Genomic DNA, 25,436 nt, shown 5'->3' with positions numbered 1-25,436 from the left:
TTAAAATATATATGTTTCATTTCTGACATTTCTTACAAAAAAAAGTATTCCTTTGAGCTATTACTAAGCTGTCTATTTTTGAGTCACATATATAGCATGGTTCTCCAGTTCTACCATATACATTTAATTGCTGTGTGAAGTATCCTGGTTTGCCTTCGGTATTTTTATAGTCTTTGAGGGTTGTTCCACCTTCTGCGATAGCTTTTTTCAAAATTACTTTGATTGAATTGACAAGTTTCTCAGCTTCTTTTTTGGTAATAGTATTTGATGGTCTAGTAGGTAATATATTGCTATCAAATAATGCTTCACTTGCATAGATGTTACCAACACCAACAACTATTGGATTATCCATAATTGTTTGCTTTATTTTTCTAGTAGTTTTTTTTAGCTTAGATAAGAGATATGCTGAATTAAAATCATCAGTTAGAGGTTCGACCCCATGAGTAGCCAAAACCTTATGCTCTAAAGGAGAAGAGTTTTGATTAATGAGCCAGTAGCCAAATTTACGCGGGTCATTATAAATTATGCTTAGATCATCATTTAGAGTTATGACTATATGGTCATGTTTGATTTGCTCATATTTAGAAGTGTTTTTTACTTTAATAACACCGGACATGCCTAGATGAACAATTAGCTGGAGTTCATTTTCAAAAGAAAGAACTAAATGTTTACCTCTACGATCGATGCTTTTTATAGTTTTATTCTCTAGAAGTTTAAATTCTTTTTCGCACAACGGATAGCGAAGTTTATTTGTATTGATTTGAATGTTGAAAATTGTTTTTCCGAGAACAGTCTTTCCAAGACCATTTTTGACTGTTTCAACTTCAGGTAACTCAGGCATAATTTATATTAAGCTATAAACATTATAGTGACTATATGATAACATATTAGCGTTAATACATTTATGCTAGATTTAGGAGAAATATGCCTTTAAACCAGTTAAAGTCGGCTGTACATAAAAGATTTAATCAAGTTTACTTATATGAGTGTAATGAAGATATAGACTTTTCGTTATTTAAGAAAGGCTCTATCGTGATAGCTAATGACACTTCAATAGTTTCTATATTAGCATTTAAAACATATCTTACAGGTGCGAATTTAACTGTTTTAGATAGCTTCGATAATCGCGCTAAAGGGTTAGAGAAATATCTTACAAACACAGGGATCAGTTATATTGAACATATTAGTTTCTGGGATCGTGATTCTGTGCTTATTGTTAATACTGGTTTTATTTCTCAGGTTGAACAAAGCGATGATAGGTTTATTCTTTGTATTTGTGGCGTTGAGTTACCTCATTTTTCAGAACGAAAAAACTTAGATAGACAAGTGTTTTTTGATGTTGCAAAACTTCAGAGTCTGAGAACTTTCAATGAAGAGTTTGAGAACTTATCAGTCAAGACTTGGGAAGAGTATCTTTTACAGTTAAACCAACCGGCTGAGATATGGTTTAGGCAAATGTTAAATGCAGGTACTCATAGAGTGATAAGTGATACTACAGGTGTAGATTTGGATGGTCACAAGTTTGCAACAGCATCAATTTTGATGGCTAAAAAGCTCAGTAAGCTTACAGAAAGTCAGGGTAGTGTGGGTGTTTGTCTACCTACAAGCGCTGGAGGTTATTTAGCGATTATGGCGTTGATGATATCTGCTAAATCAATTGTAAATCTAAACTACACAGCTTCAGAAGAAGCTCTTCATCATGCTATTACAAATGCAGGGATTAAGACAATTATTACCTCTAAAGCATTCGTTGAAAAGCTAGCTGGAAAAGGTTTTATGGTTGAGAAAGTTTTTAGTATGTGTCAGGTTGTATATCTTGAGGATATTAAAGCTAGTATTACTAAGTTTGACTCACTTCTTACATATTTACAGGTTAAATATTTGCCAGAAAATATGCTCGTAAACAAATACGTTGCAAAGACTAAGTTAGAAGATTTAGCCTTTATAATATATAGTAGTGGTAGTGAAGGGGTGCCTAAAGGTATAGCCGTTAGTCATAAAAATCTCCTAGCAAATGTGTATCAAAGTACTAAGGTTATTGAATGTAGTGAGAATGATTCGGTTGCTGGTATTTTGCCGATATTCCATGCTTTTGGACTTACTATATCTTTGGTTTCATTTTTTCAAGGTGGTTTCATTGCTTGTCATACAGATCCTACGGATGCTAAGGGTGTTGCAAACCTTATTAGTAAATACAAGGTTACAGTTTTATGTGCAACACCTACATTCTTACGTATATATACAAAAAACAGAACAGTTAAAAAAGAGGATTTAGCAACGCTAAGATATATAGTGACAGGTGCTGAAAAACTTTCTAAAGAAGTGCGCACAATGTTTGAAGCTAAATTTGATAAAGTTATAAGTGAAGGGTATGGAACGACAGAGCTCTCACCAGTTGCTGCAGTAAACAGACCAACTAAAGCACCGAACAAGATAGGCACTGTTGGACTTACTGTGCCTGGAGGACAATTTAAGATTGTTCATCCAGAATCACATGAGGAGTTACCTTTAGGCACTGAAGGTATGGTCGTTTATCGTGGTGTAAATAAAATGGACTACTATTTAAATGATCCTGCTAAAACTAAAAAAGTCATGCTCGATATGTATGGACATTCTTGGTATATAACTGGTGATAAAGGTAAGCTTGATAGTGATGGATATCTTACTGTTGTAGATAGGTACTCTAGGTTTGCAAAGATTGCTGGTGAGATGGTTAGTTTAGGTTTGCTTGAACAACAGGTTTATGATGCTTTGCGTGAAAAGGGTTATGATTCGCATAAAATTGATTTTGAGATTTTAGCTGTAGCTACACCAGATGCAAAACGAGGTGAGATTATTAATTTGCTCTATACTTTGGAAGAGTTAGCTCAAGATGAGTTAAAGGATATTGTAAGACACTCAAATATTGAAAACTTATATCGCCCATCAAATTACTTTAAAGTGATAGCTATACCAAAGCTTGGCTCAGGTAAAACCGATTTTTCAAAAGCTAAAAAGCTTGCTTTAGATTTAGTTAAGGCTTAAATAAGATGCATTTTTCAGTACTTTTAAAAGAATCGATAAAAGGGTTAAGTATAAAACCTGAAGGGATTTATATTGATGCGACTTTTGGTAGAGGTGGTCACTCTAAAGCGATCCTTTCTCAACTTTCTGGGAAAGGCAGACTAATTGCTTTTGATAAGGATTTAGAGGCTATCAAATATGCTAATGAGAATTTCTCACAATATAACAATTTTGAAATAGTTCATACTAGTTTTACTCAGATAAATAACTATTGTAGAGAAAATGGTTTAATAGGTAGAATTGACGGCATAATTATGGATCTTGGCGTTTCTTCACCACAGTTAGATGACGCTGAACGAGGGTTTAGTTTTATGCGTAACGGTCCGTTAGATATGCGTATGAATGTGACAACAGGTCTTACAGCTAGTCAAGTTCTAGAGGAGCTATCAGAGGAAGAGCTTGCTTATATATTTAAGGTGTATGGTGAAGAAAGGTTTGCTAAGAAGATAGCTGGTAGAATAAAAGCGCATATACAGGAAAATGGAAGTATAAAAACTACAGCTGAGCTCGCTGAATTAATCCGAGCAATAATAGGACAGAGAGAGAAGAAAAATCCAGCAACTAGATGTTTTCAAGCATTACGAATTTATGTGAATAATGAACTGGGAGACTTAGAAGATCTTTTAGAAAGTATCTTAGAAGTAGTAAGAGTTGGTGGCAGAATTGCAGCTATATCATTTCATTCTTTAGAAGATAGAATCGTAAAACAAAAATTTACAAATATTATATTTCCCAAACAAGAAGTAAATAGGATTACTAGGATGTTGCCACAACAATGTTTAAGTGCTGAGTTAAAATGGGTGACTAAAAAAGCTAAAGCAAGCCAAGAAGAATTGGGACAAAATGTGCGTTCTAGAAGTGCAATTTTAAGAGTGGTTGAAAAATTATGATCCTTACAAATCGTCAAATAAGAATTAGACTTTTTGAATCTTTAAAAAATAGTTTTTTTAAAAAAACCGTTGCTTTAGCTTTTTTACTGCTTTTCATATTACTTATTACAGCTTTTAGTCTTATTGTTACGAGATTTCACTATAAGCTAGAGCTAAGTAAGCAAAAAGATTTAATAATTGAGCAGGCACATCTTGATGAGCAGTGGAGTCAGATCGTACTTGAATATAGTTCGCTAGCTACACCAACCTCTGTTGAAGAGTTTGCTGATAAAGAAAATATGTCTTTACCGACTAAAAATGAAATGGAATTTTTAAATATCAAAAAGGATGCGACTGATGAGTAGCTACAGTCCTAAATTTAGGCATTTAATAGTCATAATAATGCTTGTAATAAGTTTTGCCGTACTTTTTTCAAAGCTTGTTTATATGGAAACAGGTCAGCATCAGAAGCTTAAGCAAGAAGGTGATAATCGTAGTGATAGAAGTGTTGTTATTAAGTCGTATAGAGGGATTATATTAGATAGAAATGGCGATCCTCTAGCTATTAGTACACCGGTTGACACTATATGGGTTGACCCTTTTTATATTAAAGCATCTAGCCCAAAGCTTGCAAAGATTATGCAAACATTAGACCTGGCAAAGTCAACGCAGGAAAAAATCAAGCGACAAGTAAAGAAGCGAGAAGGTAGGAGTGGATTTGTATATCTTAAAAGAAAAGTTCAACCCTATGTGGCTCAAGAAATATACTTAATGCATATTCCAGGAATTCATATTGAGCGTGAATTCAAACGTTATTATCCGTTAGCTCAAGTAGCATCACATATAGTTGGTTTTACTAATGTGGACGGTAAAGGTCAAGAAGGTCTGGAGTTAGAGTTTAATAAGTTTCTTACAGGAACAGATGGTTATTTTGAGTATAAAAAGGATCTACATGGCGGTGTGGCATCAAAAGCGCAAGATAAATTTATTGCTCCTAAAAATGGTCAAAACTTGCAGCTGAGTATTGATTCAAGATTGCAGTATGTAGCTTACAAATACCTTAAAGAAGGTGTGATTAGTAGTAACTCTGATGCTGGATCAGTTATAGTTGAAAATATTCGTACAGGCGAGATACTTGCGATGGCTAACTATCCTTCATATAACCCTAATAGTATGGCTGATGCATTTCCTGAAAATCGTCGTAATAGAGCGGTAACAGATGTTTTTGAGTTAGGTTCTGTGATGAAAACATTTTCAGCAGCTACAGCCCTTACTTATGGGGATGACTACACGCCTGAAGAACCTATTATAAATACTCATCCAGGTCATTATCGTATTGGCAAAAACACAGTTCGAGATTTTAGAGATTATGGTGAGTTAGATCTTCGACATATTCTGATGAAATCTAGTAACGTTGGTATTTCAAGAATGATATTAGGCTTAACGGACCCGACTATTTTAGAGTCATCTTTACGTAAATTTGGTTTTGGTGATAAAACAGGTATACAGCTTCCAGGAGAACGAGAAGGATTTGTGCCTGTTAAAGATAAGTGGGGTGATTTCCAACTTGCTACATTATCTTTTGGTTATGGTATGAATGCTACTGATATGCAACTAGTTGCAGGAGCATCTGCTATTGCAAATGATGGTAACTATATAAAACCAACAATTTTGAAAAGAAGAGTTGGGGAGGAGGTTGATTCTCGGCCTATAGTTACAAAAAAAGTATCAAAAGAGATGCTTAGTATGATGCAGTCAGTTGTAGAAGGTTCTGGTGGAACAGGTTCTAAGGGAATTATCCCACTATATCATGTGGCTGGTAAAACAGGTACAGCACGTAAGCTTTCTGGTGGTACTTATGGGGCAAATTATCTGGCAAGTTTTATTGGTATAAGTCCAGCTAGTGATCCTGAGATAGCTGTTGCTGTGACCATTGATAATCCCAAAGGTGATAGTTATGGTGGCGGTTCAGTTGCAGCGCCTGTTTTTGCTAAAGTGGCGTTAAATAGCTTGCAAATATTAGGAGTTAAACCTGATAAGCTTTAATCAATATATCAGTTACGCTTAAATGCAGTAGTTCATATTTATCATTAATAGAATTAAGTAACTTAACAGTATATATTCTTTGTTTTACCCTCCTATATAGTATATAATATTTTTTCGATAGACTGTCCCTTTGTGCGGTTTATTCAATGTTGATTTAATTTAAAAACAAACGGAGTAATATTATGTTAACAACTCAAGATAAACAAAATATCGTAAAAGAACACCAACAATCAGAGGGTGATACTGGTTCACCAGAAGTGCAAGTTGCTCTTTTAACTGCAAGAATTAATGATCTTCAAGGTCACTTTGCTTCTCATAAAAAAGATAATCATTCAAGAAGAGGTCTTTTAAAAATGGTGAGTCAACGCCGTAAATTACTAGATTATCTTCATGGTAAAGATGTAGAAAGATACCGTAGCCTAATCAAAAAGTTAAATCTACGTAGATAATATTAAAATAATCCATCTAAAAATCATTCTTACATCACAAAATCAAAAAATAAGGTTTAATCGTGAAAATATACAAAGAAGTTTTTGAATTAGGGGATAAAGAGATAACTATCGAAACTGGCGGCATGGCTCGTCAAGCTGATGGTTCTGTTACAGTAAGCTGTGGTAGCAATGTGGTTTTAGTAACTACAGTTGTTAAGAAATCAGTAGCACCTGGACAAGATTTTTTTCCTCTTTCAGTACATTATTTAGAAAAAACATATGCTGCAGGTAAAATTCCTGGTGGGTTTTTAAGAAGAGAAGGTAGACCTTCAGAAGAGCAGATTCTTATATCTCGCCTTATAGATAGATCTATTAGACCATCTTTCCCGGATGGTTTTTTTAATGAAATCCAAATAGTAGCGACTGTAATTTCTTATGATGGTAGTTTTTCACCAGATATGTTAGCTCTAATAGGTGCGTCAGCTTCTCTAGCGCTTACTGGTGCTCCTTATGAGGATATAATTGCTGGTGTAAGAGTAGGTTTTGTGAATGGAAAATACACGCTTAATCCAAATAAAGAAGATTTAAAAGAATCAGCTTTAGATTTAGTGGTTTCTGGTACTGATGATGCTATATTGATGGTAGAGTCAGAAGCTAAAAGCTTACCTGAGTCAGTTATGCTTGGTGGTATCTTATATGCACATAAGCATTTAAAGACTATTATTTCGTCTATAACTAAACTTGCAAAAGTAGCTGCAAAACCAGCTATGGAGTATACTGTTTATGAGATTAATAAGATTCTTAAGGCTCAAATTAAGTCAAATTTCTTTGGTGAAATAAAACATGCTTATTCATTTGCATCTAAACAAGAAAGAAATGTGAAGCTTTCTGAATTAAGAAAGAAAGTATTAGAGTATGTTTATACAAATGATACTGACAATCACGACTATTCAGAAAAAGAAATAGTTGATGCTTTCCATGATATAGAAAAAGACCTTGTAAGATCAAATATACTTGAAGGTAGTCCAAGAATCGATGGTAGAGCTACAGATGTAATTCGTCCAATCAATGTTAAAACTGGCGTATTACCGGGTGTTCATGGTTCGGCATTATTTACACGTGGTGAAACTCAAGCATTAGTTGTAACGACACTAGGTAGTGATCGTGATGCACAGATGGTTGAGAGCCTAGATGGTATGGAAAGATCTCGTTACATGCTTCACTATAACTTCCCTCCCTATTCTGTAGGTGAGTGCGGTATGGTTGGTATGGCACCTAAGCGCCGTGAGATTGGTCATGCTAATCTTGCAAAACGAGCAACTCAAGCAGTATTTCCAAATCAAGATGCATACCCTTATGTAGTGAGAATAGTTTCTGAGATTTTAGAATCAAATGGTTCAAGCTCAATGGCTACAGTTTGTGGTTCATCTTTATCTATGATGGATGCAGGTGTACCTATCGCTGAGCCAGTAGCAGGTATTGCTATGGGTCTTATCAAAGATGGCTCTAAATATGCGGTGCTTTCTGACATCTTAGGTGATGAAGATCATCTTGGAGATATGGACTTTAAAGTTGCTGGTACTAGATATGGTGTTACAGCACTTCAAATGGATATCAAAATCAAAGGTATTTCTCGTGATATTCTTGAGCAAGCTTTAGAGCAGGCTCGTAGTGGTAGATTACATATACTTGGTATTATGAATGAAGTAATTAAAGAACATAAAGAAACTGTTTCTAATGTTGCTCCTCAAATTCATGTTATGAACATCAAACCAGCTAAGATTAAAGATGTTGTTGGTCGTGGTGGTTCTACTGTAAAAGGTATTGCAGAAAAAACTGGTGCGCAAATAGATACAAGCGACACTGGTGAAGTTAAAATCTTTGCAAGAGATAAGGCTTCTTTAGATATGGCTGTTATGATGGTTGAAGAAGTTGTAGCTGAAGCTGAAGAAGGACAAGTTTATAAAGGTAAAATAGTTAAGATACTTGACTCAGGTGCTTTTGTGAATTTGTTTGGTAAGCAAGATGGCTATTTACCATTTGCTGATGTTGAGCAAGCAGGTATCAAAACAAACTCCCTATCTGAAGGACAACCTTTGGAGGTTGTTGTTCAAGCAGTTGATAGAATGGGTAGAGTCAAGGTTGGTATAGTAAAGAGGTAGTCTTATGAGTGTAGAAGTACAACAAGTTGATCCTATTAATTTTACAGAGTCAGCTTCTTTGAAAGTGAAAGAGCTTATTGAAGAAGAGGGTGATGCCACGCTTAGTTTACGAGTTTATATAACTGGTGGTGGTTGCTCGGGCTTTCAATATGCTTTTGCATTTGATAATGACCAAAAAGAAGATGATATGGTAATTACTAAAAATGGAGTAAGACTTTTAGTTGACTCTATGAGTTTTCAATATTTAGTAGGTGCCGATGTTGATTATAAAGATGATATTGAGGGTGCTTATTTTATAATAAGAAATCCAAATGCCAAAACTACTTGTGGTTGTGGCTCATCTTTTTCTGTATAATAATCTTACATATTTTTTTCAAAGAACATTTTAATTAGAGAGTACTATGAAAATTGCAAATTTTGAAGTAGGTAATGGTAAACCATTTTTTTTAATGTCTGGACCATGTGTAATTGAGTCTGAACAAATGGCGATGGATACCGCTGGATTTCTTGCTGAAGTAACTAAAGAGTTAGGAATTAACTTTGTATACAAGTCTTCTTTTGATAAAGCAAATAGATCATCTATAAACAGCTTTAGAGGCTTGGGTGTAGATAAAGGTCTTGAGATTCTTGCAAAAGTGAAAAAAGAATTTGGTGTACCAGTTGTTACAGATGTACATGAAGATACCCCTTTTGCAGAAGTTGCAGAAGTTGTAGATGTACTACAAACTCCTGCATTTTTATGTCGCCAAACAAACTTTATAACAGAAGTTTGTAAGCAAAATATTCCTGTAAATATCAAAAAAGGTCAGTTTTTAGCACCTTGGGATATGGAGCATGTAGTAGCAAAAGCCAAATCTACAGGTAATGAAAAGATCATGGTCTGTGAACGAGGTGTAAGCTTTGGTTACAATAATCTTGTTTCTGATATGCGTTCACTTGAGATTATGAAATCAACTAATTGTCCTGTAGTGTTTGATGCTACTCATTCTGTGCAACTTCCAGGTGGTCAGGGTGGTACTTCTGGTGGTCAACGCGAATTTGTACCGGTATTATCAAAAGCTGCTATTGCTGTAGGTATTGATGGATTATTTATGGAAACTCATCCAGATCCTTCAAAGGCTTTGAGTGATGGTCCAAATTCATTCCCTATGTACAAAATAAAAGCTTTTTTACAGGTGTTAAAAGAATTTGATCATATTGCTAAAAGCCAACCAAAAATAGAATTATAGGAATATACTGTGGCAAGAGATGTATTTATAATAGGTATTGTTGGTGGCTCAGGCTCAGGTAAAACGCTTTTTTCAAATGCTATTATCAAAAAACTTCACTCAAGACACCTTAAAAGAATAGCTGTTATATCGGAAGATAGATACTATAAAAATTGGGGCGCTCTTGTAGGTTATGAAGAAGCTTGCAATATAAACTACGATCATCCTGATGCTTTTGATCATAAGCTTTTAAAAAAGGATTTAGCAAAACTTATTTCTGGGCAAGATATTGAAGTGCCTTTTTATGACTATTCTACGCACTCAAGAATAGAGGAAAAAGCTGAAACAATTAGTGCAGGAGTAAGTGTAATTATCTTAGAGGGGATTATGCTTTTCAATGATCCAAAACTTCTTAAAATGATGGATTTTAAAGTTTATATGGATACACCTTCGGATCTTTGCTTTATAAGAAGAATGCTAAGAGACCAAAAAGAAAGGGGTAGAACTGTTGATAGTATTGTTAGTCAATATCTAAATACTGTTCGCCCAATGCATATTAAGTTTATTGAACCATCTAAGCGAAAAGCTGATATTATAATACCAGATGGTGCACAAAACAAAACAGTTATAAATGTGATTTATAATAAAGTGAAGCAACTATTAAAGAAAAATGGAGTAAGAAATGGCTAGAGTAACAGTAGAAGATTGTTTAGATAAGGTAGAAACAAGGTTTGACTTAGTAGTATTGGCTTCTATGAGAGCTAATAATATCTTAAAAAATGGCTATTCTGAGTCAGAAGAAGAGAAAAAAGAGAAAGCTACAGTTTTAGCTTTGCGTGAAGTTGCTGAGTCTAAAATAACTCCTGAGCAAATTCTTAGAAATGAGATTGAAGGATAGTAATAAAATATATTGACATATTTTAATATGGCTATATAATACTTCTCTATCGGGTGCATAGCTCAGCTGGGAGAGCATCGCCCTTACAAGGCGAGGGTCGGGGGTTCGAGCCCCTCTGCACCCACCACGATACTAAAAGGCAGTTTATACTGCCTTTTTTTATGTCTGAATATTGTGGTAGTTTTAGGTTTCATCTGATAATCTTTGTAGTAGACCTTATTATTTACACTAGTCTTAATATGAATGTATAAATATACATTAGAATTTAACTTATAAAAGGATATGTATGAACAAAAAAATATTACCTTTGTCTTTATTGATGTTAACTGGGTTAACTAGCTATAGTTCAGCTTTTAGTGCTGATAAAAATGATTCTGCTGAGCCTACAACCCAACAAGTTCAAATATCTACAAATGATGCTTGCCCGCAATCGCAAGAGGCGAAAACCATAACTATGAAAGATATGTCTTTTTCATATTTCAAATATGAAGATCATATTTGTGGAACTCTTGCCGTTGATTTATCTAAAAATAAAAGTTGGTCAAAAGATGGTAGTGGATGGTTTGCAGCTGGATTTGGAGCTAAGACAATGAAAGGCTCAAATATGTTTATATTTGTGCCTGAAAATTCAGATGTGAAAAATACAAAGTATAATGTATTTGCAAATGTTGGTGGTGCTTATGGTCCTACTAAAAGTTTAGATACTAAACCTATAGATGGGCAAATCCAAATCCTATCTTCATCATTAGGCAAGGTCAATTTTGCAATTTATCCTGCTAAAATTGATGGTTTATCAAATGATGATAAGAAAATTAATATGATTTTTTCACATTCTAAACCGGGTATGACTGAATTTGCACCAGGTCATACATCAGCGTATGATGGAAAAAGTTTAGATCTTTAATTAGATCGATAACTATAATATGGTTTTGTAGTATTTGATAAAAAAATATTTGTCTTTAGAGCTTATATCCCATAAAATTCTAAGTAATATAACTTTCTCAATAAATCAAATGGGCAGATCACGCCGTAATAAACTCAAAGAGGGTATCTTTGAAGCACAAATAATTTCTTTAAGTCACGATGGAAGAGGTATTGCAAAGGTTGATGGGAAAACAACATTCATACCTTTTACTCTTCCAGGTGAAGAAGTTAAATTTGAATACACTTTTTCAAAAGCCAAATTTGATGAAGGTAAGGTTGTAGAATATATTTCTAAGTCAGCAGAAAGGGTTGAGCCTATTTGTGAGCATTTTGAAATCTGTGGGGGATGTAGCTTACAGCATATGTCATCACAAGCGCAAATTAAGCTTAAGCAAGAAACTTTATTAAATCAGCTAAAATATATTGGTGAAGGTGTTGAACCACAATCAATTCTAGAACCGCTATTATCACAAAATACTGAAGGCTATCGTAACAAAGCTAGATTAGGCGTAAGGTTTGTTACAAAAAAAGGTAGAATTTTAGTTGGTTTTAGAGAAAGAAATGGCAGGTTTTTAGCAGATATAGAAAAATGTGTGATATTAAACCCACTCATCGGACAAAAGTTACCAGAGATATCTGCATTTATAGAAAATCTTTCAAACTATAAGCAAATAGCTCAATTAGAAGTAGCTATTGATGATTATCGCCCAGCTATTATCATACGACATCTTGAGCCATTTACAGATTCAGATATAGAGTTAATTAAGCAATTTTCCCAAGAGCATAATTATTGGATTTATTTACAGTCAAAAGGACCTGATACAGTCTTTAGGTTGTACCCTGAGCAAAATGTAGAGCCTGTTAAGCTAAGTTATAATCCTGTGAAAGATATTAAGATAGGTTTTGAGCCTGGTGATTTTACACAGGTAAATAACGACATTAACAAAAAAATGATCCAAAAAGCCATAGAACTTTTAGATATTCAAAAAGATGATTCTATTATTGATTTATTTTGTGGGCTTGGTAATTTTACTTTGCCGCTATCACAATTTGCAAAGACTGTAATCGGTGTTGAAGGTGAGCAAACAATGGTTAATAGAGCTATTGAAACTGCAAAAAATAACAATGTAAAAAATGCAAAGTTTTACATGGCTAACTTATTTGAAAGCTTTGAGGATAAAGAGTGGTTTAACGATTTCGAATATAACAAAATGCTTTTAGATCCGCCGAGAGCGGGAGCACAAGAGGTATGTCAAAACATCGAGAAATTTGGAGTAGAAAGAATTGTATATGTATCTTGTAGTACAGCAACCCTAGCTCGTGATGCTGGAATCTTGGTAAATCAAAAAGGCTATACTCTAGTAAGTACAGGAGTGATGGATATGTTTCCCCATACTATGCATGTAGAATCAATCGCAGTTTTTGTGAAAAATAAAAAGTAAATATATAAAGGATAGAGTTATGTTTATTGGTGTAGATATCGGTGGTTCAAATATGGCTGCTGGATTATTTGATGAAAATAGAAAATTGATAACAACAGCAAAAGTTAAGTCAAAAGCAAAAGAAGCTACAGATGTCGTTATTGGTCAGCTTTTTAAAGTTGTTGATAAATTGAAAGTAGAAATTTCTGCTGATAAAAAACTTCAAGGCATAGGCATAGGTGTAGCAGGACTCGTTGATAAAAAAACTTCAGTTATGAAAAAAAGTGTCAATATAAATATTAATGATGTAAATCTAAAAGAGGTTTTAGAAGAAAAATATAGTGTTTTAGCTAAGATAGAAAATGATGTGAATGTTGGTATCTTAGGTGAAGCGAAGTATGGAGCAGGCGTTGGTTATGATGATATTGTCGGTGCCTTTGTTGGAACAGGGATTGGTGGAGGTCTAGTTTTAAACGGCTCTCTTTATACTGGTAATGGAGGTCTAGCAGGAGAATTGGGACATACTATTGTTAAAAGTGGTGGAGTTTACTGCCGTGGTTGTGGTTCACAAGGTTGCCTAGAAGCATATGCAGGTAAAGTTGGTATTGAGAATAAGATTGAAAGTTTAGCTAAGAAAAATATAAAAAGCACACTTATAGATCTTGTTGTAGAGAATAATGGTAAATTAAAAAGTAGTCATATTAAAAAAGCATTGGCTGAGAAAGATCAAATTGCATTAGATATACTCGATGAGGCAATGGAATATCTTGGTGTGGGGCTTGCGACAAGCTTGAATATGCTTAACCCATCAATGGTCATTTTAGGTGGTGGAGTAATGGAGGCAATTGGTGAGGAGTATTTAGCTAAAGTAAAAAGAACTATAGCAAGATATACTTTCGCTGATATATATGCTGAATGTGATTTTAAATTGGCAAAACTTGGTGATGATGCAGGGATTTATGGAGCTATGGAACTAGTTGCTAATGAATTTCACTAGAGTGTCTATAAATTTAGCCCAATAAATCTTTAAAAAATTATTATAACCTCCTTTTTTATCATTTTTACTAGGTTTTATCTAACAATAGTCAGGCCTCTTAAATTTAATGATTTTAATAAAATTAATTAATCAATCAATTTCAAAATTATCGCTTTAATTACTTAACTTGTTATGTTTCATAGGCTATAATCAGCACTATAAGAAAGCCCAATTAAAAGTAGATCATCATGACTGTTAGACAAACTCTTTTATTGATAATTACGCCTATTGTGGCAATGTGTGTATTGTCATTTGGTAATGGTTATTTTACTACATTTTCATCAATAGAATTAAACAGCTTAGGCCGTTCAAATTTTATGATAGGGATAATTTCTGCTGCTTATTTTCTAGGTATGACTACAGGGTCATATTTCTCCCAGTTTACTGTTGTAAGGGTTGGTTTTATAAGAGCTTTTGTATTATTTGCATCACTTATGGCGATAAGTACAATGACTTTGGGGATATTTAAAGAGACTTCTGTTTGGATAATATTTAGGTTTACCTCAGGCTACTCATTAGCAGCACTTTTTATAATTATTGAAAGTTGGTGTATTTTATCGTCAGATAAGAAAAATAGAGGACTTATATTTTCTATTTATTTGTTTGTATACTATGGCACACAAGCAGTATCTCAGTTGATGATAAATGTGCATTTTAGTCAGTCATTATTAGCATATTGTTTTATATCTTCTTTATGTAGTATAGCCATTGTACTAATGGCATTTACAAAAACAGTTGCTCCAGCACCTCATTCGGACGAGGTATGTTCTCCTAAAAAAATATTTAAAAAAGTACCTCTAGCTATAGTTGCAGGAGGTATTGGTGGGGCTATTATTGGTTCGATATATACAATTTTACCTATATTTTTAGTTAGAATGGACAGCACTCATAATTTAATATCTGTATTAATGATGACTACTATATTAGGTGGCATGTTGCTCCAGGTTCCAATGGGTAAATTATCAGATATTATTGATCGTAGAAAAGTCATACTTTTAGCTGTAGTTGGTATAGTTGTAACTTCATTACTCGCATTATTACTATATGGTTTACCCTTTATATTTGCAATAGTTATATTTTTGTTTGGTGGTTGTGCTTTTGTAATTTATCCACTATCAATTTCTCATGCGAGCGACTTTCTTGAGGATCATGAGATTGTTGGTGCTATAGGGGTAATAACAATTGCTTATGGTGTTGGTTCAGTGATTGGACCCATCATAATTACTAATTTTATGGCGATAGTTGGGCCATTAGGTTTCTTCATTATAATACTTGCAGCCTCAATAGTATTAAGTGTATATGTTTACTATAGGTTGAAATCTAGAGAAGAGGCTACCGGTACTGCACCGTTTACTATCGCCACACCAGAGACTGTGGGTTTTGCTGAAGCTCAAGAAGTAATATCTGATAAGCTCTCAGAATAATCAATCTAAACAATTATATTAAATTGCAAAGTTAAGATAGCTAGCTTATAATTACAACTAGTTTTTCAAGCTCAAAAGAGACTAATTTAACTAAAGGAGTTAATTTAACATGTCATCATTAATTTCCCAAGTATTTGCTAGACAAATATTAGATTCACGTGGAAACCCTACTGTAGAAGTAGACGTTGTTTTAGAAAGTGGTGCGTTTGGCCGTGCTGCAGTACCTTCTGGTGCATCTACTGGTATAAGAGAAGCATTAGAACTTAGAGATGGTAACAAGAAAATATTCTTAGGTAAGAGCGTTTATAAAGCGATTGAAAATGTAAATACAAAAATTGCTCAAGCTATTAAAGGTATAGATGCTTTAGATCAAAGATTAGTTGATAAAACTATGATTGATTTAGATGGTACAGAGAACAAAAAAAATCTTGGTGCTAATGCTATTTTAGGTGTTTCTTTAGCAACAGCTAGAGCAGCAGCATCTCATTTAAGAAAGCCATTTTATCGTTACTTAATGGATGTAAAAGAGTACTTAATGCCTGTACCAATGATGAATGTGATCAATGGTGGTTCTCACGCAGACAATAATGTAGATATGCAAGAATTTATGATTGTACCAGCTGGTTTTGATACTTTTTCTGAAAGTTTAAGATGTGGTACAGAAATATTCCATACACTTAAAAAAGTGTTAGTTAACGATGGTTATAGTGTTGCTGGTGTTGGTGATGAGGGTGGTTATGCCCCAGACCTTCCATCAAATGAAGCTGCAATTGAGGCTATTTTGAAAGCTATTAAAGAAGCGGGTTATGAAGCTGGTAAACATGTATTTATCGCACTTGATCCTGCTAGCAGTGAATTCTATAAAAATGGAAAGTATGAGCTAGCATCAGAAAATAAATCTCTTACTAGTCAAGAGATGGTTGACTACTATGCTGACTGGGTTGAAAAGTATCCTATAGTTTCTATTGAAGATGGTCTCGCAGAGGAAGATTGGGATGGTTGGAAGCTTCTAACAGATAAGCTTGGTAAGAGAGTTCAGCTAGTTGGTGATGATTTATTTGTTACAAACCCAAGTATCTTAGCTAAAGGTATTGAAAGAGGCGTAGCAAACTCAATTTTGATTAAAGTAAATCAAATTGGTTCACTTACTGAAACTTTTGAAGCAATGGCAATGGCTGGCCAAGCAGGCTATACTTGCGTTGTATCTCATCGTTCTGGAGAGACTTCTGACACTATTATTGCCGATTTGGCTGTAGCTACTTGTTCTGGTCAAATTAAGACAGGTTCTTTATCTAGATCTGATCGTATAGCAAAATACAATCAACTTCTTAGAATAGAGGAAGAGCTTGGTGAAAATGCTATTTACCCTGGTGTTAAAGCTTTTGTATTTAGCCCAGATGAAGAAGCTTCAGAAGCTAAAGAAATTGTTATTGAAGAGTCTGAGACTGAAAAAGTTGTTGTTCAAGTAGAAGATTAATAAAATTTCATGAGTAGCCGATCTAATTCGTTTTTCTATATTTTTATTACTATAGTTATTTTCTTGATAGCAATACTGCAATATGAGTTATGGCTTAGTAATACTGGACTACTAAGTTATAAGACATTATCTGCAGATGTTATATCAGAGACTAAAGAGGTTAAAGATAAGACTCAGGCAAATACAAAGCTTTATTCTGAAGTTATTTCATTAAGAAAAAATGGTGAAGTTCTTGAGAGTTTAGCCCGTCAAAATATGGGCTTAATAAAGAAAGGTGAGATTTTTTATAGTGTCAACTAGCCTTCCTAGATATGTCATAATTCCTGCTGCTGGTATTGGAAGTCGAATGAGTAGTGACATTCCTAAACAATATTTAAAGCTAGTCAATAATCATACAGTTTTAGATACCACTTTATCTAAATTTGTAGAGGAAGATTTTTTTGATTTAATTATAGTTTCTTTAAAAGAAAATGATGAATATTGGAAGCTTTCTCAGTACTTTAACCATCCAAAGGTTAAAGTGTGTAAAGGAGGTGAGACAAGATTTGAAAGTGTTTTTAATGCTTTACATTCTTTAGCAGCTGTTCACAATGATGCCTGGATATTCGTTCATGATGCAGCTAGGCCAGCTATTAGCTTTGATGAAATTAAACTACTGTATGATCAGGTTTTATTGGGAAGAGATGAAAGTGGTATCCTTGCTGTTAAAGCCTTTGAAACAGTTAAAAAAGTATCTCAGAAGGTTATTAAAGAAACTTTAGATCGTAGCCATATATGGTTAGCTCAAACTCCTCAATTATCTAGATATAATACTCTTAAACGTGCTTTTAAGTTTTGTGTTGATAATAATCTTATGGAAAAAATTACAGACGAGTCATCAGCTTTAGAGCTTTTTGGGTTATCTCCAATTATTGTTGAAGGATCTAGGAAAAATATTAAAATAACTACAAAAGAAGATCTTGAATTTATCAATTTTTTTATCTAAAAAAACTCAGTTAATCATAAGCCCTATCATATAGCCAAAAATTATAGTTAATCCTATAATGACAAGCATAGCATTTAGACTAGCCTTTCTATATTCTTGGTATCTTATATTTTGGTAAATAATAATAACAGGAAGAATATATAGTAAAAAAGCGACTGTTGGAGCAACCAATATTCCTATTATATTTAGGATTTTGAAGTTACAGACCGTGCATACCCAAAGTACAGAAAAAATTATTAAAATACATAGTAGATTGATATGTTTATCTTTAATATTTAAATTGTAGTAAGAGTTCAGAAGGTTTTTAAATAAATATCTTAATGCTTCTCTAGAGCCAATATAACAGCCTACAAAAGAGCTTATAATAGCTGTAAATACTATCAACGGCCCAAGTATTTTTAATAATGCAATTGGATGTTGTTGTTCAATTAAAGTTACTATTGAAAGATTATTTGCACTAGCTGTATTTAGGTCTTCAATAGTTGTACTCAGTAAGCAGGATGTTACAAACAAAAGTACAAAGATGAAAAGTACATAACCATTAATTTTTAATATTTTATAAACCTTTATTTTTGCATCTGTATTAATCATTTCCATATTTTCTTTATAGAAAACAACAAGACTAGACACAACAGGAGAGTGGTTCATTGACAGGATTAAAATAGGCAATACCATCAATACACCTTTTATATAATTCATTATTTCAAAATGACTTTTACTAATGAATTCACCATTCCAATAAGGTATGACATAGACACTTAAAACAACAACCATAATTATTAGTGAAACTACTATAAACTGCATAAATTTAAGTATTATATTTATACCTAAGGAAACAATAGTCATTAGAACAGTTAATATGAGAAAGCTAAACCAGATTTGATCAGAAAAGTCTATAGTTGAAAAATGATATTTATATAGAAAATTACCCAACTCATTGTTTAAACCAATTGAATACATTGGCATATTTAAAAATATTGCTAAGAAATATAGCATTACACAAATTAAACCAAAAAACTTTCCAAGATTATGAGTAAAAACTTCTGTAATAGCCTTGTCTTGAGCATTTATTACTATATTTGCCATACTTTTATGTGAATAGTATGTTAAAGGTAGTGCAAATATCATTACAGTTAATAGTGCCCAAAAACCACTGTCCCCAGCTTGAACAGGTAGATAAAGTAAACCAGCACCAACAGCTGTCCCAAAGAGTGTAAAAACCCATTGGACATCTATTTTTTTAGTATGGTAGATTGACTTTTCCATTAATTACTCCAGTCAAGAATTACTTTTCCACACTTACCACTTTTCATGATTTCAAATCCTTCCTTATAGTCATTAATGCTCATTCTATGAGTGATAACAGGACTCATATCCATGCCTGCTTGCAACATACTTGACATCAAATACCATGTTTCAAACATTTCTCTGCCATAAATTCCTTTCAATATTAATCCTTTGAAAAGAATAGCTCCCCAATTAACTGAAATATCACTAGCAGAGATTCCTAAAAGAGAGAGTTTACCTCCATGATTCATAACTTCAAGCATCATTGAGATAGCTGAATTAATTCCAGACATTTCTAAGCCAACATCAAATCCTTCAGTCATACCTATGCCAGATATTATTTTTCGCATTTCAGTATTTAAATCTTCCTGATTTTTATATGGTGCTACGTTTAATACAAAAGTCGCTCCAAAATCTTTAGCCTTTTTAAGGCGGTATTCATTTATATCTGTTACTACAATTCTTCTTGCACCGCAAAACCTAGCAATTTTAACAGCCATAAGACCAATTGGTCCAGCTCCTGTTATAAGTACATCTTCACCTGTTAGGTTAAAAGATAGAGCAGTATGGACAGCATTACCTAAGGGGTCAAATATGCTAGCAACTTCATCAGAGATTGTGTCTGGGACTTTAAAAACATTACTAGCTGGCATAGTTAGGTACTCAGCAAAAGCTCCCTGTACATTTACGCCTATGCCGATAGTTTTACGACAAAGATGGCGCTTACCTGCATTACAATTTCTGCAGTGTCCACATACAATATGACCTTCTCCTGAAACTCTGTCACCGATATCAAACCCTTGCACTCCATCACCTAATGCTACCACCTCACCAATAAATTCATGTCCAATAATCATTGGTACAGGTATAGTCTCTTGTGACCATTTATCCCAGTTATAAATGTGTAAATCAGTACCACAAATTGCAGTTTTTCTGATTTTTATAAGAATATCATTATGCCCATACTCTGGAATAGGAGCATCGTCAACCATCCAAATGCCTGGTTCGGCTTTTAGTTTAGATAAAGCTCTCATAGTTTTTTGTTTCATACTAAATAATCCCTAGTTCTTTTGCAGCTTTTGTAAAGCCTTCAACAGCTTTATCTATTTGCTCAAAAGTATGAGCTGCTGACATTTGTGTACGAATACGAGCTTTGCCTCGTGGTACTACAGGGAATGAAAAAGCAATCACATATATACCATAATCTAAAAGCTTCTCAGCAAACACAGCAGCTTTTTTCTCATCGTAAATCATCACAGGAATAATAGGGTGCTCACCAGGAATTAAATCAAAACCAGCAGCCGTCATTTTAGATCTAAATCTTTGTTGGTTAGCTTGTAATTGATCGCGAAGTCTATTTGAGCTTTTTGTTATTTCTAAAGCTTTTAATGAAGTCTTAGCGATAATAGGAGCTACTGAGTTTGAGAAAAGGTAAGGGCGAGATAGATTTTTAAGTACATCAACAATTTCTTTTTTTGCACAAATATATCCACCAGAAGCACCCCCAAGGCCTTTACCAAGAGTACCTGTAAGTATATCTACTCGACCCATTACGCCACAATGCTCAATCGAGCCTTTACCATTTTTACCGACAAAACCAGAAGCATGAGAGTCATCAACCATTACTATAGCGTTGTATTTATCTGCTAAATCACAGACAGCTTTTAAGTCAGCAATGATACCATCCATAGAAAATACGCCATCAGTAGCAATCATTTTGAATCTTGCTCCAGCTTTATCGGCCTCGATTAGCTTTTCTTCAAGATCTTTCATATCGTTATTTGCATATCTAAAACGCATAGCTTTACATAAACGCACACCGTCAATAATACTTGCATGATTTAGTGAATCACTGATGATAGCATCTTCTTTTGTAAGTAGAGTTTCAAAAAGTCCAGCGTTGGCATCAAAACAAGAAGGGTAAAGTATAGTATCTTCAAATTCAAAGAAATCGCTTAGTTCTTTTTCTAGTTCTTTATGAACGCTATTTGTTCCGCAGATAAATCTAACAGATGCCATACCATAACCACATTCTTCGATATTGTTTTTAGCATACTCTACAATCTCAGGATTATTCGCAAAGCCTAGATAATTATTTGCACAAAAGTTTATTAGAGTATCGCCATTTTCAAGCGTTATAACAGGGTCTTGAGCAGACGAGATTACTCTTTCAGTTTTGTATGTGCCACCATCTTTTAGTTCTTGGATTTTATTTTGTATATGTGAATAGAATAATTTGTTCATTTTAAACTCCTTTTTTATAAAATTAGTACAGCTTAAATCTTATGAAATTTATTATTTTATAGATTATTTTATAAATTCTAAGATTTAGATTATATTTTGAAACACAGTTATAAGTATCTAAGTTAGTTTGTTGGATTATATTACTACCTAGATAAATAGTTTCTAAACAATAGTAACAATATATATATATAAAGACTAAGAATAAAGGTATTGATAGCAGAAAAAGCTATAAAGCTTTGAAGATTTATTTGGGTATTATTCTATTTCAAATTTTTCTTTAGAATAATCCGCAAGAATATCTGAATTAAGTCCTAGTTTACTTCCATCAACTGCTGGGTTTGGTAAGTTAATGGCCCAGAACATGCTACCACCATAATTATTTTCAGCAACATAGTTAACTGCTTGTTTACTAACATCCATTCCTTCCCATACACCACCAGCTGCTTGGAATCCTGGTTCAAAACCAAGTACAATAAGCTCTGGGTTTACTCGGGCTTTAAATGTATCTAATACATCTTTATATACGTCCATATTCCAGGTTTTACCATTTGGCATATAGCTAGGACCAACATCGTAAGCCATGATATTTACCCAATTTACCACTTTGTTTAGAGAACTGCCATTAGCTTTTAACCAATTATCTATAGCAATACCTTCACCATCAGATTTAAATCCAGCAAAACCATACTTTTTACTATCTGTCATAAATGCATTAAATCGAGTTGTATAACCTATTTCTTTATCTTGCATTCCTGCGGCATCAAGTTTTTGGCGTAGTTTCAGCATCGTTTCTGCTAAGACTGCTTGCTCTTCTTTTGCGTTAGGGTTCGGTTGACCATTAGCTAATTGATTAATATGCTCCCAGTCAAAATCAATACCATCCCCACTTTGTTTTAGCAATTGAACCATCATATCTACAAGTTTATCCACTTGGGCTGGACTAATTGTTTGCTGTAAATCAGACCAGCCACCTAAAGCCCAAATAAACTTACCATCGGTTTTATGAGTTGCTTCTATTAGACCATCAACTCTAGATCTCATCCAGTTATCTTCACGTTCCCAACCAGCAGTACCTTCTGGATAAACTTTCATCAATCCTAAAACATCTTTTGCTGTCATAGATTCGTATATAGCGGTACCATCCCACTCAGTGTTTGATGGATTATCTGGATTAGGGTTTTTAGCTAAAGTTAAGAAAGAGTATAAGACATGAGTATAAGGAGCTACATCATTTGTATAGTATTGAGATTCAGCCATATTTGTACTAGAACTTTGCATAGCACCTTTCCAGTTTGCCCAGTATCCAACTACTTTTTTACCTGATTCTATCGGAGCTCTTTGCTCAAATTGAATTTCAATATTTTGAGAATCATTATCTGCTGAGAATGAACTTGTGCTTAAGGTAGCTTTGTAACCATTTGGCTTTGTAACCGTAGCAGTCCATGTAGAATTATCTTTAGGAATATCAATCTCAAAGGTATTATTACTATCAAGTGTAATCTCTTGGCTATCATTGTTATCATTCATTAAAGTTAATATAGCTGTTTGCTCATTTGGTAAGCCTTTAACATTTATAGTAACAGTTTGCGTAGCAACTTCTTGTTTTATAAACTCTAGATTAACATCTGTAGTGTTGAATTTAGTTACATTAGTACTAATCGGATTAGCTTTAAATATAGCACCATCAGCAGACATATCTGCAACAGAGATAATATATTTGCCTTCAGGGAGGTCATTTATGACTGTAGCATTATTTAGACTGATTGTTCCCTGTCTTATAAAGTTAGCATCAGATTCGCTTTTAATCGTGTAAGCAGGTTTTTGAGTTGAATTGATTGCTATATCAGCGGTAAGGCTTATAGATCCAACTTCAGCAGGAGCTGGAGCAGAATAGTTAACATCTAAGTTGACACTATCATTTTGAGCTACTGTAAAATTAGCTGGTGATACGTAGGCTTTACTACTACCTATATCTTCAGCAAAAACAGTATATTTGCCAACTGTTAGCTGTTTGGTTATAGATGAGTTCCAGTCTAGATTAAAGTCTTCAACTTTAGCACCATTGTCATTATATATTATGATATGAGGAGTAGAGTTTGAATCTACTCCCTGAGGGTTTTCTCCAGTACTGATTGTAAACTCACCAATTTGCTGCTCTTGAGATCCATTACCTACATCAAAGTTTCTAATCTCAAAATCAGGAGCATAGTTTGCATCATATGTTGCTACATTTAAAGGTGAGAAAGATACTACAGTGGATTTTCCTGCTGGTAAAACATATCCTTGATCTTGTGGCCACCATTTTTCTACAGTTACAGTTACTTTGTTGCCATTTTTAATTACATTAGTTTTCCCAGGTAATCCCCATACGCTACCTACTTGTACTCCATTTGATAGCTCAAAGCTAATAGGTTTATCTAGTAAGTTCGTGTCTGCATCACATTTAAATCTTATAGATCCTGTCCATCCATCTTTTGCTTCTTCAAGATTACAATCTGCATATGCAATTGATCCCATAAAGGCTAGAGTTATTGCTGATATTAATTTATATTTTGATTTCATAATATAATCCTCTTATAGTTGCTAAAATTTATAAGCAAATAAAAAATGCTTACATTCTCATTATCAGCCTAATCTAATGAATATTCAAGTAATCCTATCTTAAAAGGTTGAAGCTTGATTACTGTTTAATTTTTTGTTAAGTAAATATTTGTGTGTTGTAAGAGCTTACATTAGACATTTTATAAAACTTATTTAAATAGACGGCATAAGGTTTTTTGAGTGGGTTTGTTAAATCTATAGGAAATTAAATTAAGCTTCTTTATTTAAGATACATACTCTTATAAAATACAATTTTTAATTAAAAAAGGTTGTTGTGTAATGATTTTTATTTATAGCAACATATGTTTATTCAAATCCGTAAGCATCCATAGCACTTTGAGAATATCTTGTACCATGAGTTGCTCCATGATGAGCAATAGAATCAATTTTTTCTAGAACTTCTTTATTCAAGTTTATTTCGTAAGCGGTTAAAGAATCTTTAACTCTTGAGGTTTTTCGCATACCTGGTATTACAAGTACATTTTGAGAAATGAGCCATGAAAGTGATAATATTGATAAGGAAATGTTTAAACTATCAGCAATAACTTTCAGCTTTTCAATAAGTTTCATATTTTCAGTATAGTTGTTTCCTGTGAACTTGGGTAAAGTCTGCCTGAAGTCATTGCCTTGTAACAATGATGTTGAAAAAGTATCTGTAAGCATACCTCTACATAGAGGGCTATATGCTACAAAATTGATAAAATTACTTTTACACATATCAAGAATGCCATTATTTTCAACAATACGCTCAAGCAGTGAATACTCGGACTGTACAAAATCTATGCTAGTGATTTGATGTAAGATTTTTAACTGTTCAAGGTTTGGCTCACTTAATCCAACAGATTTAACCAAACCTTCTTCTCTTATATCTTTAAGAAACCTTCCTAAAACCTCTAGTTCTTGTTCGTTGGCATTAGGAGGAAGACGATGGACATAGAAAATATCCAAGTAGTTTGTTTGTAAATTTTTTAAGGAATGATTTAGTTGCTCCCTCAAATATTTGGGTTCTATACATATTCCTCTAACATTCGGATCATTTTTGTCTCTTAAAATTCCTGCTTTAGAGGCTATAATCAGATTTTTTCTAATTGAAGTGTTCTTTAAATTAAGGTGTTTACCTAAAAAAACTTCATTAGCACCATAAGCGTAACCATCTGCCGTATCAAAATGATTGATACCATTGTCTAGAGCTTCTTTCATAGCATTGATAGCTTCATCTGCATTCGTATCGCCATAAAATTCAGATATTCCCATTGCACCAAATCCTATTACAGAAATATTTCCAACAGGGTTTATATATTTTGTAGTGTTTATTTGTTCGTATTTTTTAATTTTACTCATAGAGAATCTCTTATGATTG

General features: G+C 33.6%; 23 protein-coding genes and 1 tRNA gene. 18 read left to right on the top strand and 6 right to left on the bottom strand.

Annotated features, from left to right (window positions below):
• Nucleotides 1-16 precede the first annotated feature (16 nt).
• Complete coding sequence (mutM, locus tag CDH04_RS06230; RefSeq protein ID WP_112870206.1) at nt 17-841, bottom strand: bifunctional DNA-formamidopyrimidine glycosylase/DNA-(apurinic or apyrimidinic site) lyase; 825 nt, start codon at nt 839-841, stop codon at nt 17-19.
• Between the two features lie 83 nt (nt 842-924).
• On the opposite strand from mutM, the gene migR reads away from it, so the two are divergent.
• The 18 genes from migR (at nt 925) to ispD (ending at nt 17,944) form a co-directional block, all read left to right on the top strand.
• On the top strand, nt 925-3,024 hold the full coding sequence (gene migR / locus CDH04_RS06225; protein WP_112870205.1) for an iglABCD operon regulator MigR: 2,100 nt from the start codon (nt 925-927) through the stop codon (nt 3,022-3,024).
• Nucleotides 3,025-3,029: 5 nt separating this feature from the next.
• Complete coding sequence (gene rsmH, locus CDH04_RS06220; RefSeq protein WP_112870204.1) at nt 3,030-3,953, top strand: 16S rRNA (cytosine(1402)-N(4))-methyltransferase RsmH; 924 nt, start codon at nt 3,030-3,032, stop codon at nt 3,951-3,953.
• The gene (gene ftsL / locus CDH04_RS06215; RefSeq protein WP_112870203.1) at nt 3,950-4,297 is read left to right on the top strand and encodes a cell division protein FtsL; all 348 of its coding nucleotides are present in this window, start codon (nt 3,950-3,952) and stop codon (nt 4,295-4,297) included. Before rsmH ends, ftsL begins: the two co-directional genes overlap by 4 nt.
• Nucleotides 4,290-5,978: a peptidoglycan D,D-transpeptidase FtsI family protein gene (locus tag CDH04_RS06210; RefSeq protein WP_112870202.1), complete on the top strand. Its 1,689-nt coding sequence runs from the start codon at nt 4,290-4,292 to the stop codon at nt 5,976-5,978. Before ftsL ends, CDH04_RS06210 begins: the two co-directional genes overlap by 8 nt.
• Before the next feature lie 182 nt (nt 5,979-6,160).
• Nucleotides 6,161-6,427 (top strand): 30S ribosomal protein S15, encoded by a 267-nt coding sequence (gene rpsO, locus CDH04_RS06205; protein ID WP_112870201.1) that lies wholly within the window; start codon nt 6,161-6,163, stop codon nt 6,425-6,427.
• Between the two features lie 62 nt (nt 6,428-6,489).
• Entirely contained in the window at nt 6,490-8,571 is a 2,082-nt protein-coding gene (gene pnp / locus CDH04_RS06200; protein WP_112870200.1) for a polyribonucleotide nucleotidyltransferase, read from the top strand.
• A 4-nt stretch (nt 8,572-8,575) separates the two neighbouring features.
• Entirely contained in the window at nt 8,576-8,926 is a 351-nt protein-coding gene (erpA, locus tag CDH04_RS06195; RefSeq protein WP_112870199.1) for an iron-sulfur cluster insertion protein ErpA, read from the top strand.
• Between the two features lie 46 nt (nt 8,927-8,972).
• Nucleotides 8,973-9,800: a 3-deoxy-8-phosphooctulonate synthase gene (gene kdsA / locus CDH04_RS06190; RefSeq protein WP_112870198.1), complete on the top strand. Its 828-nt coding sequence runs from the start codon at nt 8,973-8,975 to the stop codon at nt 9,798-9,800.
• Between the two features lie 9 nt (nt 9,801-9,809).
• On the top strand, nt 9,810-10,469 hold the full coding sequence (udk, locus tag CDH04_RS06185; RefSeq protein ID WP_112870197.1) for a uridine kinase: 660 nt from the start codon (nt 9,810-9,812) through the stop codon (nt 10,467-10,469).
• Nucleotides 10,462-10,677, top strand: coding sequence for a DNA-directed RNA polymerase subunit omega (rpoZ, locus tag CDH04_RS06180; protein ID WP_112870196.1), 216 nt, complete (start codon nt 10,462-10,464; stop codon nt 10,675-10,677). The genes udk and rpoZ overlap by 8 nt, the downstream gene beginning before the upstream one ends.
• A gap of 51 nt (nt 10,678-10,728) precedes the next feature.
• Nucleotides 10,729-10,804, top strand: a tRNA-Val gene (locus tag CDH04_RS06175).
• 159 nt (nt 10,805-10,963) lie between these two features.
• Complete coding sequence (locus CDH04_RS06170) at nt 10,964-11,581, top strand: hypothetical protein (RefSeq protein WP_112870195.1); 618 nt, start codon at nt 10,964-10,966, stop codon at nt 11,579-11,581.
• Between the two features lie 109 nt (nt 11,582-11,690).
• Nucleotides 11,691-13,043 (top strand): 23S rRNA (uracil(1939)-C(5))-methyltransferase RlmD, encoded by a 1,353-nt coding sequence (rlmD, locus tag CDH04_RS06165; protein WP_112870194.1) that lies wholly within the window; start codon nt 11,691-11,693, stop codon nt 13,041-13,043.
• Between the two features lie 19 nt (nt 13,044-13,062).
• A complete protein-coding gene (locus CDH04_RS06160; protein WP_112870193.1) occupies nt 13,063-14,019 on the top strand; it encodes an ROK family protein in 957 nt (318 codons plus the stop codon).
• A gap of 227 nt (nt 14,020-14,246) precedes the next feature.
• Nucleotides 14,247-15,482 (top strand): MFS transporter, encoded by a 1,236-nt coding sequence (locus tag CDH04_RS06155; RefSeq protein ID WP_112870192.1) that lies wholly within the window; start codon nt 14,247-14,249, stop codon nt 15,480-15,482.
• A 109-nt stretch (nt 15,483-15,591) separates the two neighbouring features.
• Nucleotides 15,592-16,959: a phosphopyruvate hydratase gene (gene eno / locus CDH04_RS06150; protein ID WP_112870191.1), complete on the top strand. Its 1,368-nt coding sequence runs from the start codon at nt 15,592-15,594 to the stop codon at nt 16,957-16,959.
• A gap of 9 nt (nt 16,960-16,968) precedes the next feature.
• Nucleotides 16,969-17,259 (top strand): FtsB family cell division protein, encoded by a 291-nt coding sequence (locus tag CDH04_RS06145; RefSeq protein WP_112870190.1) that lies wholly within the window; start codon nt 16,969-16,971, stop codon nt 17,257-17,259.
• Nucleotides 17,249-17,944 carry a 2-C-methyl-D-erythritol 4-phosphate cytidylyltransferase gene (gene ispD / locus CDH04_RS06140; RefSeq protein ID WP_244909957.1) on the top strand — a complete coding sequence of 232 codons (696 nt, stop codon included), beginning with the start codon at nt 17,249-17,251 and terminating at the stop codon, nt 17,942-17,944. Before CDH04_RS06145 ends, ispD begins: the two co-directional genes overlap by 11 nt.
• 6 nt (nt 17,945-17,950) lie before the next feature.
• Here ispD and CDH04_RS06135 read toward each other — a convergent pair whose 3' ends face one another.
• The 5 genes from CDH04_RS06135 to CDH04_RS06115 all read right to left on the bottom strand — a co-directional run bounded on the left by CDH04_RS06135 (nt 17,951) and on the right by CDH04_RS06115 (nt 25,417).
• A complete protein-coding gene (locus CDH04_RS06135) occupies nt 17,951-19,210 on the bottom strand; it encodes an amino acid permease (protein ID WP_112870189.1) in 1,260 nt (419 codons plus the stop codon).
• On the bottom strand, nt 19,210-20,265 hold the full coding sequence (gene tdh, locus CDH04_RS06130) for an L-threonine 3-dehydrogenase (RefSeq protein WP_112870913.1): 1,056 nt from the start codon (nt 20,263-20,265) through the stop codon (nt 19,210-19,212). The genes CDH04_RS06135 and tdh overlap by 1 nt, the downstream gene beginning before the upstream one ends.
• A gap of 16 nt (nt 20,266-20,281) precedes the next feature.
• The gene (locus tag CDH04_RS06125) at nt 20,282-21,475 is read right to left on the bottom strand and encodes a glycine C-acetyltransferase (protein ID WP_112870188.1); all 1,194 of its coding nucleotides are present in this window, start codon (nt 21,473-21,475) and stop codon (nt 20,282-20,284) included.
• Nucleotides 21,476-21,730: 255 nt separating this feature from the next.
• Entirely contained in the window at nt 21,731-24,037 is a 2,307-nt protein-coding gene (locus CDH04_RS06120; RefSeq protein WP_112870187.1) for a glycosyl hydrolase family 18 protein, read from the bottom strand.
• Nucleotides 24,038-24,382: 345 nt separating this feature from the next.
• Nucleotides 24,383-25,417, bottom strand: coding sequence for an aldo/keto reductase (locus tag CDH04_RS06115; protein ID WP_112870186.1), 1,035 nt, complete (start codon nt 25,415-25,417; stop codon nt 24,383-24,385).
• Nucleotides 25,418-25,436: the final 19 nt, after the last annotated feature.

This window comes from Francisella adeliensis (assembly GCF_003290445.1).
Classification (GTDB): Bacteria; Pseudomonadota; Gammaproteobacteria; order Francisellales; family Francisellaceae; genus Francisella; species Francisella adeliensis.
This window is presented reverse-complemented; position numbering and strand designations above follow the sequence as displayed.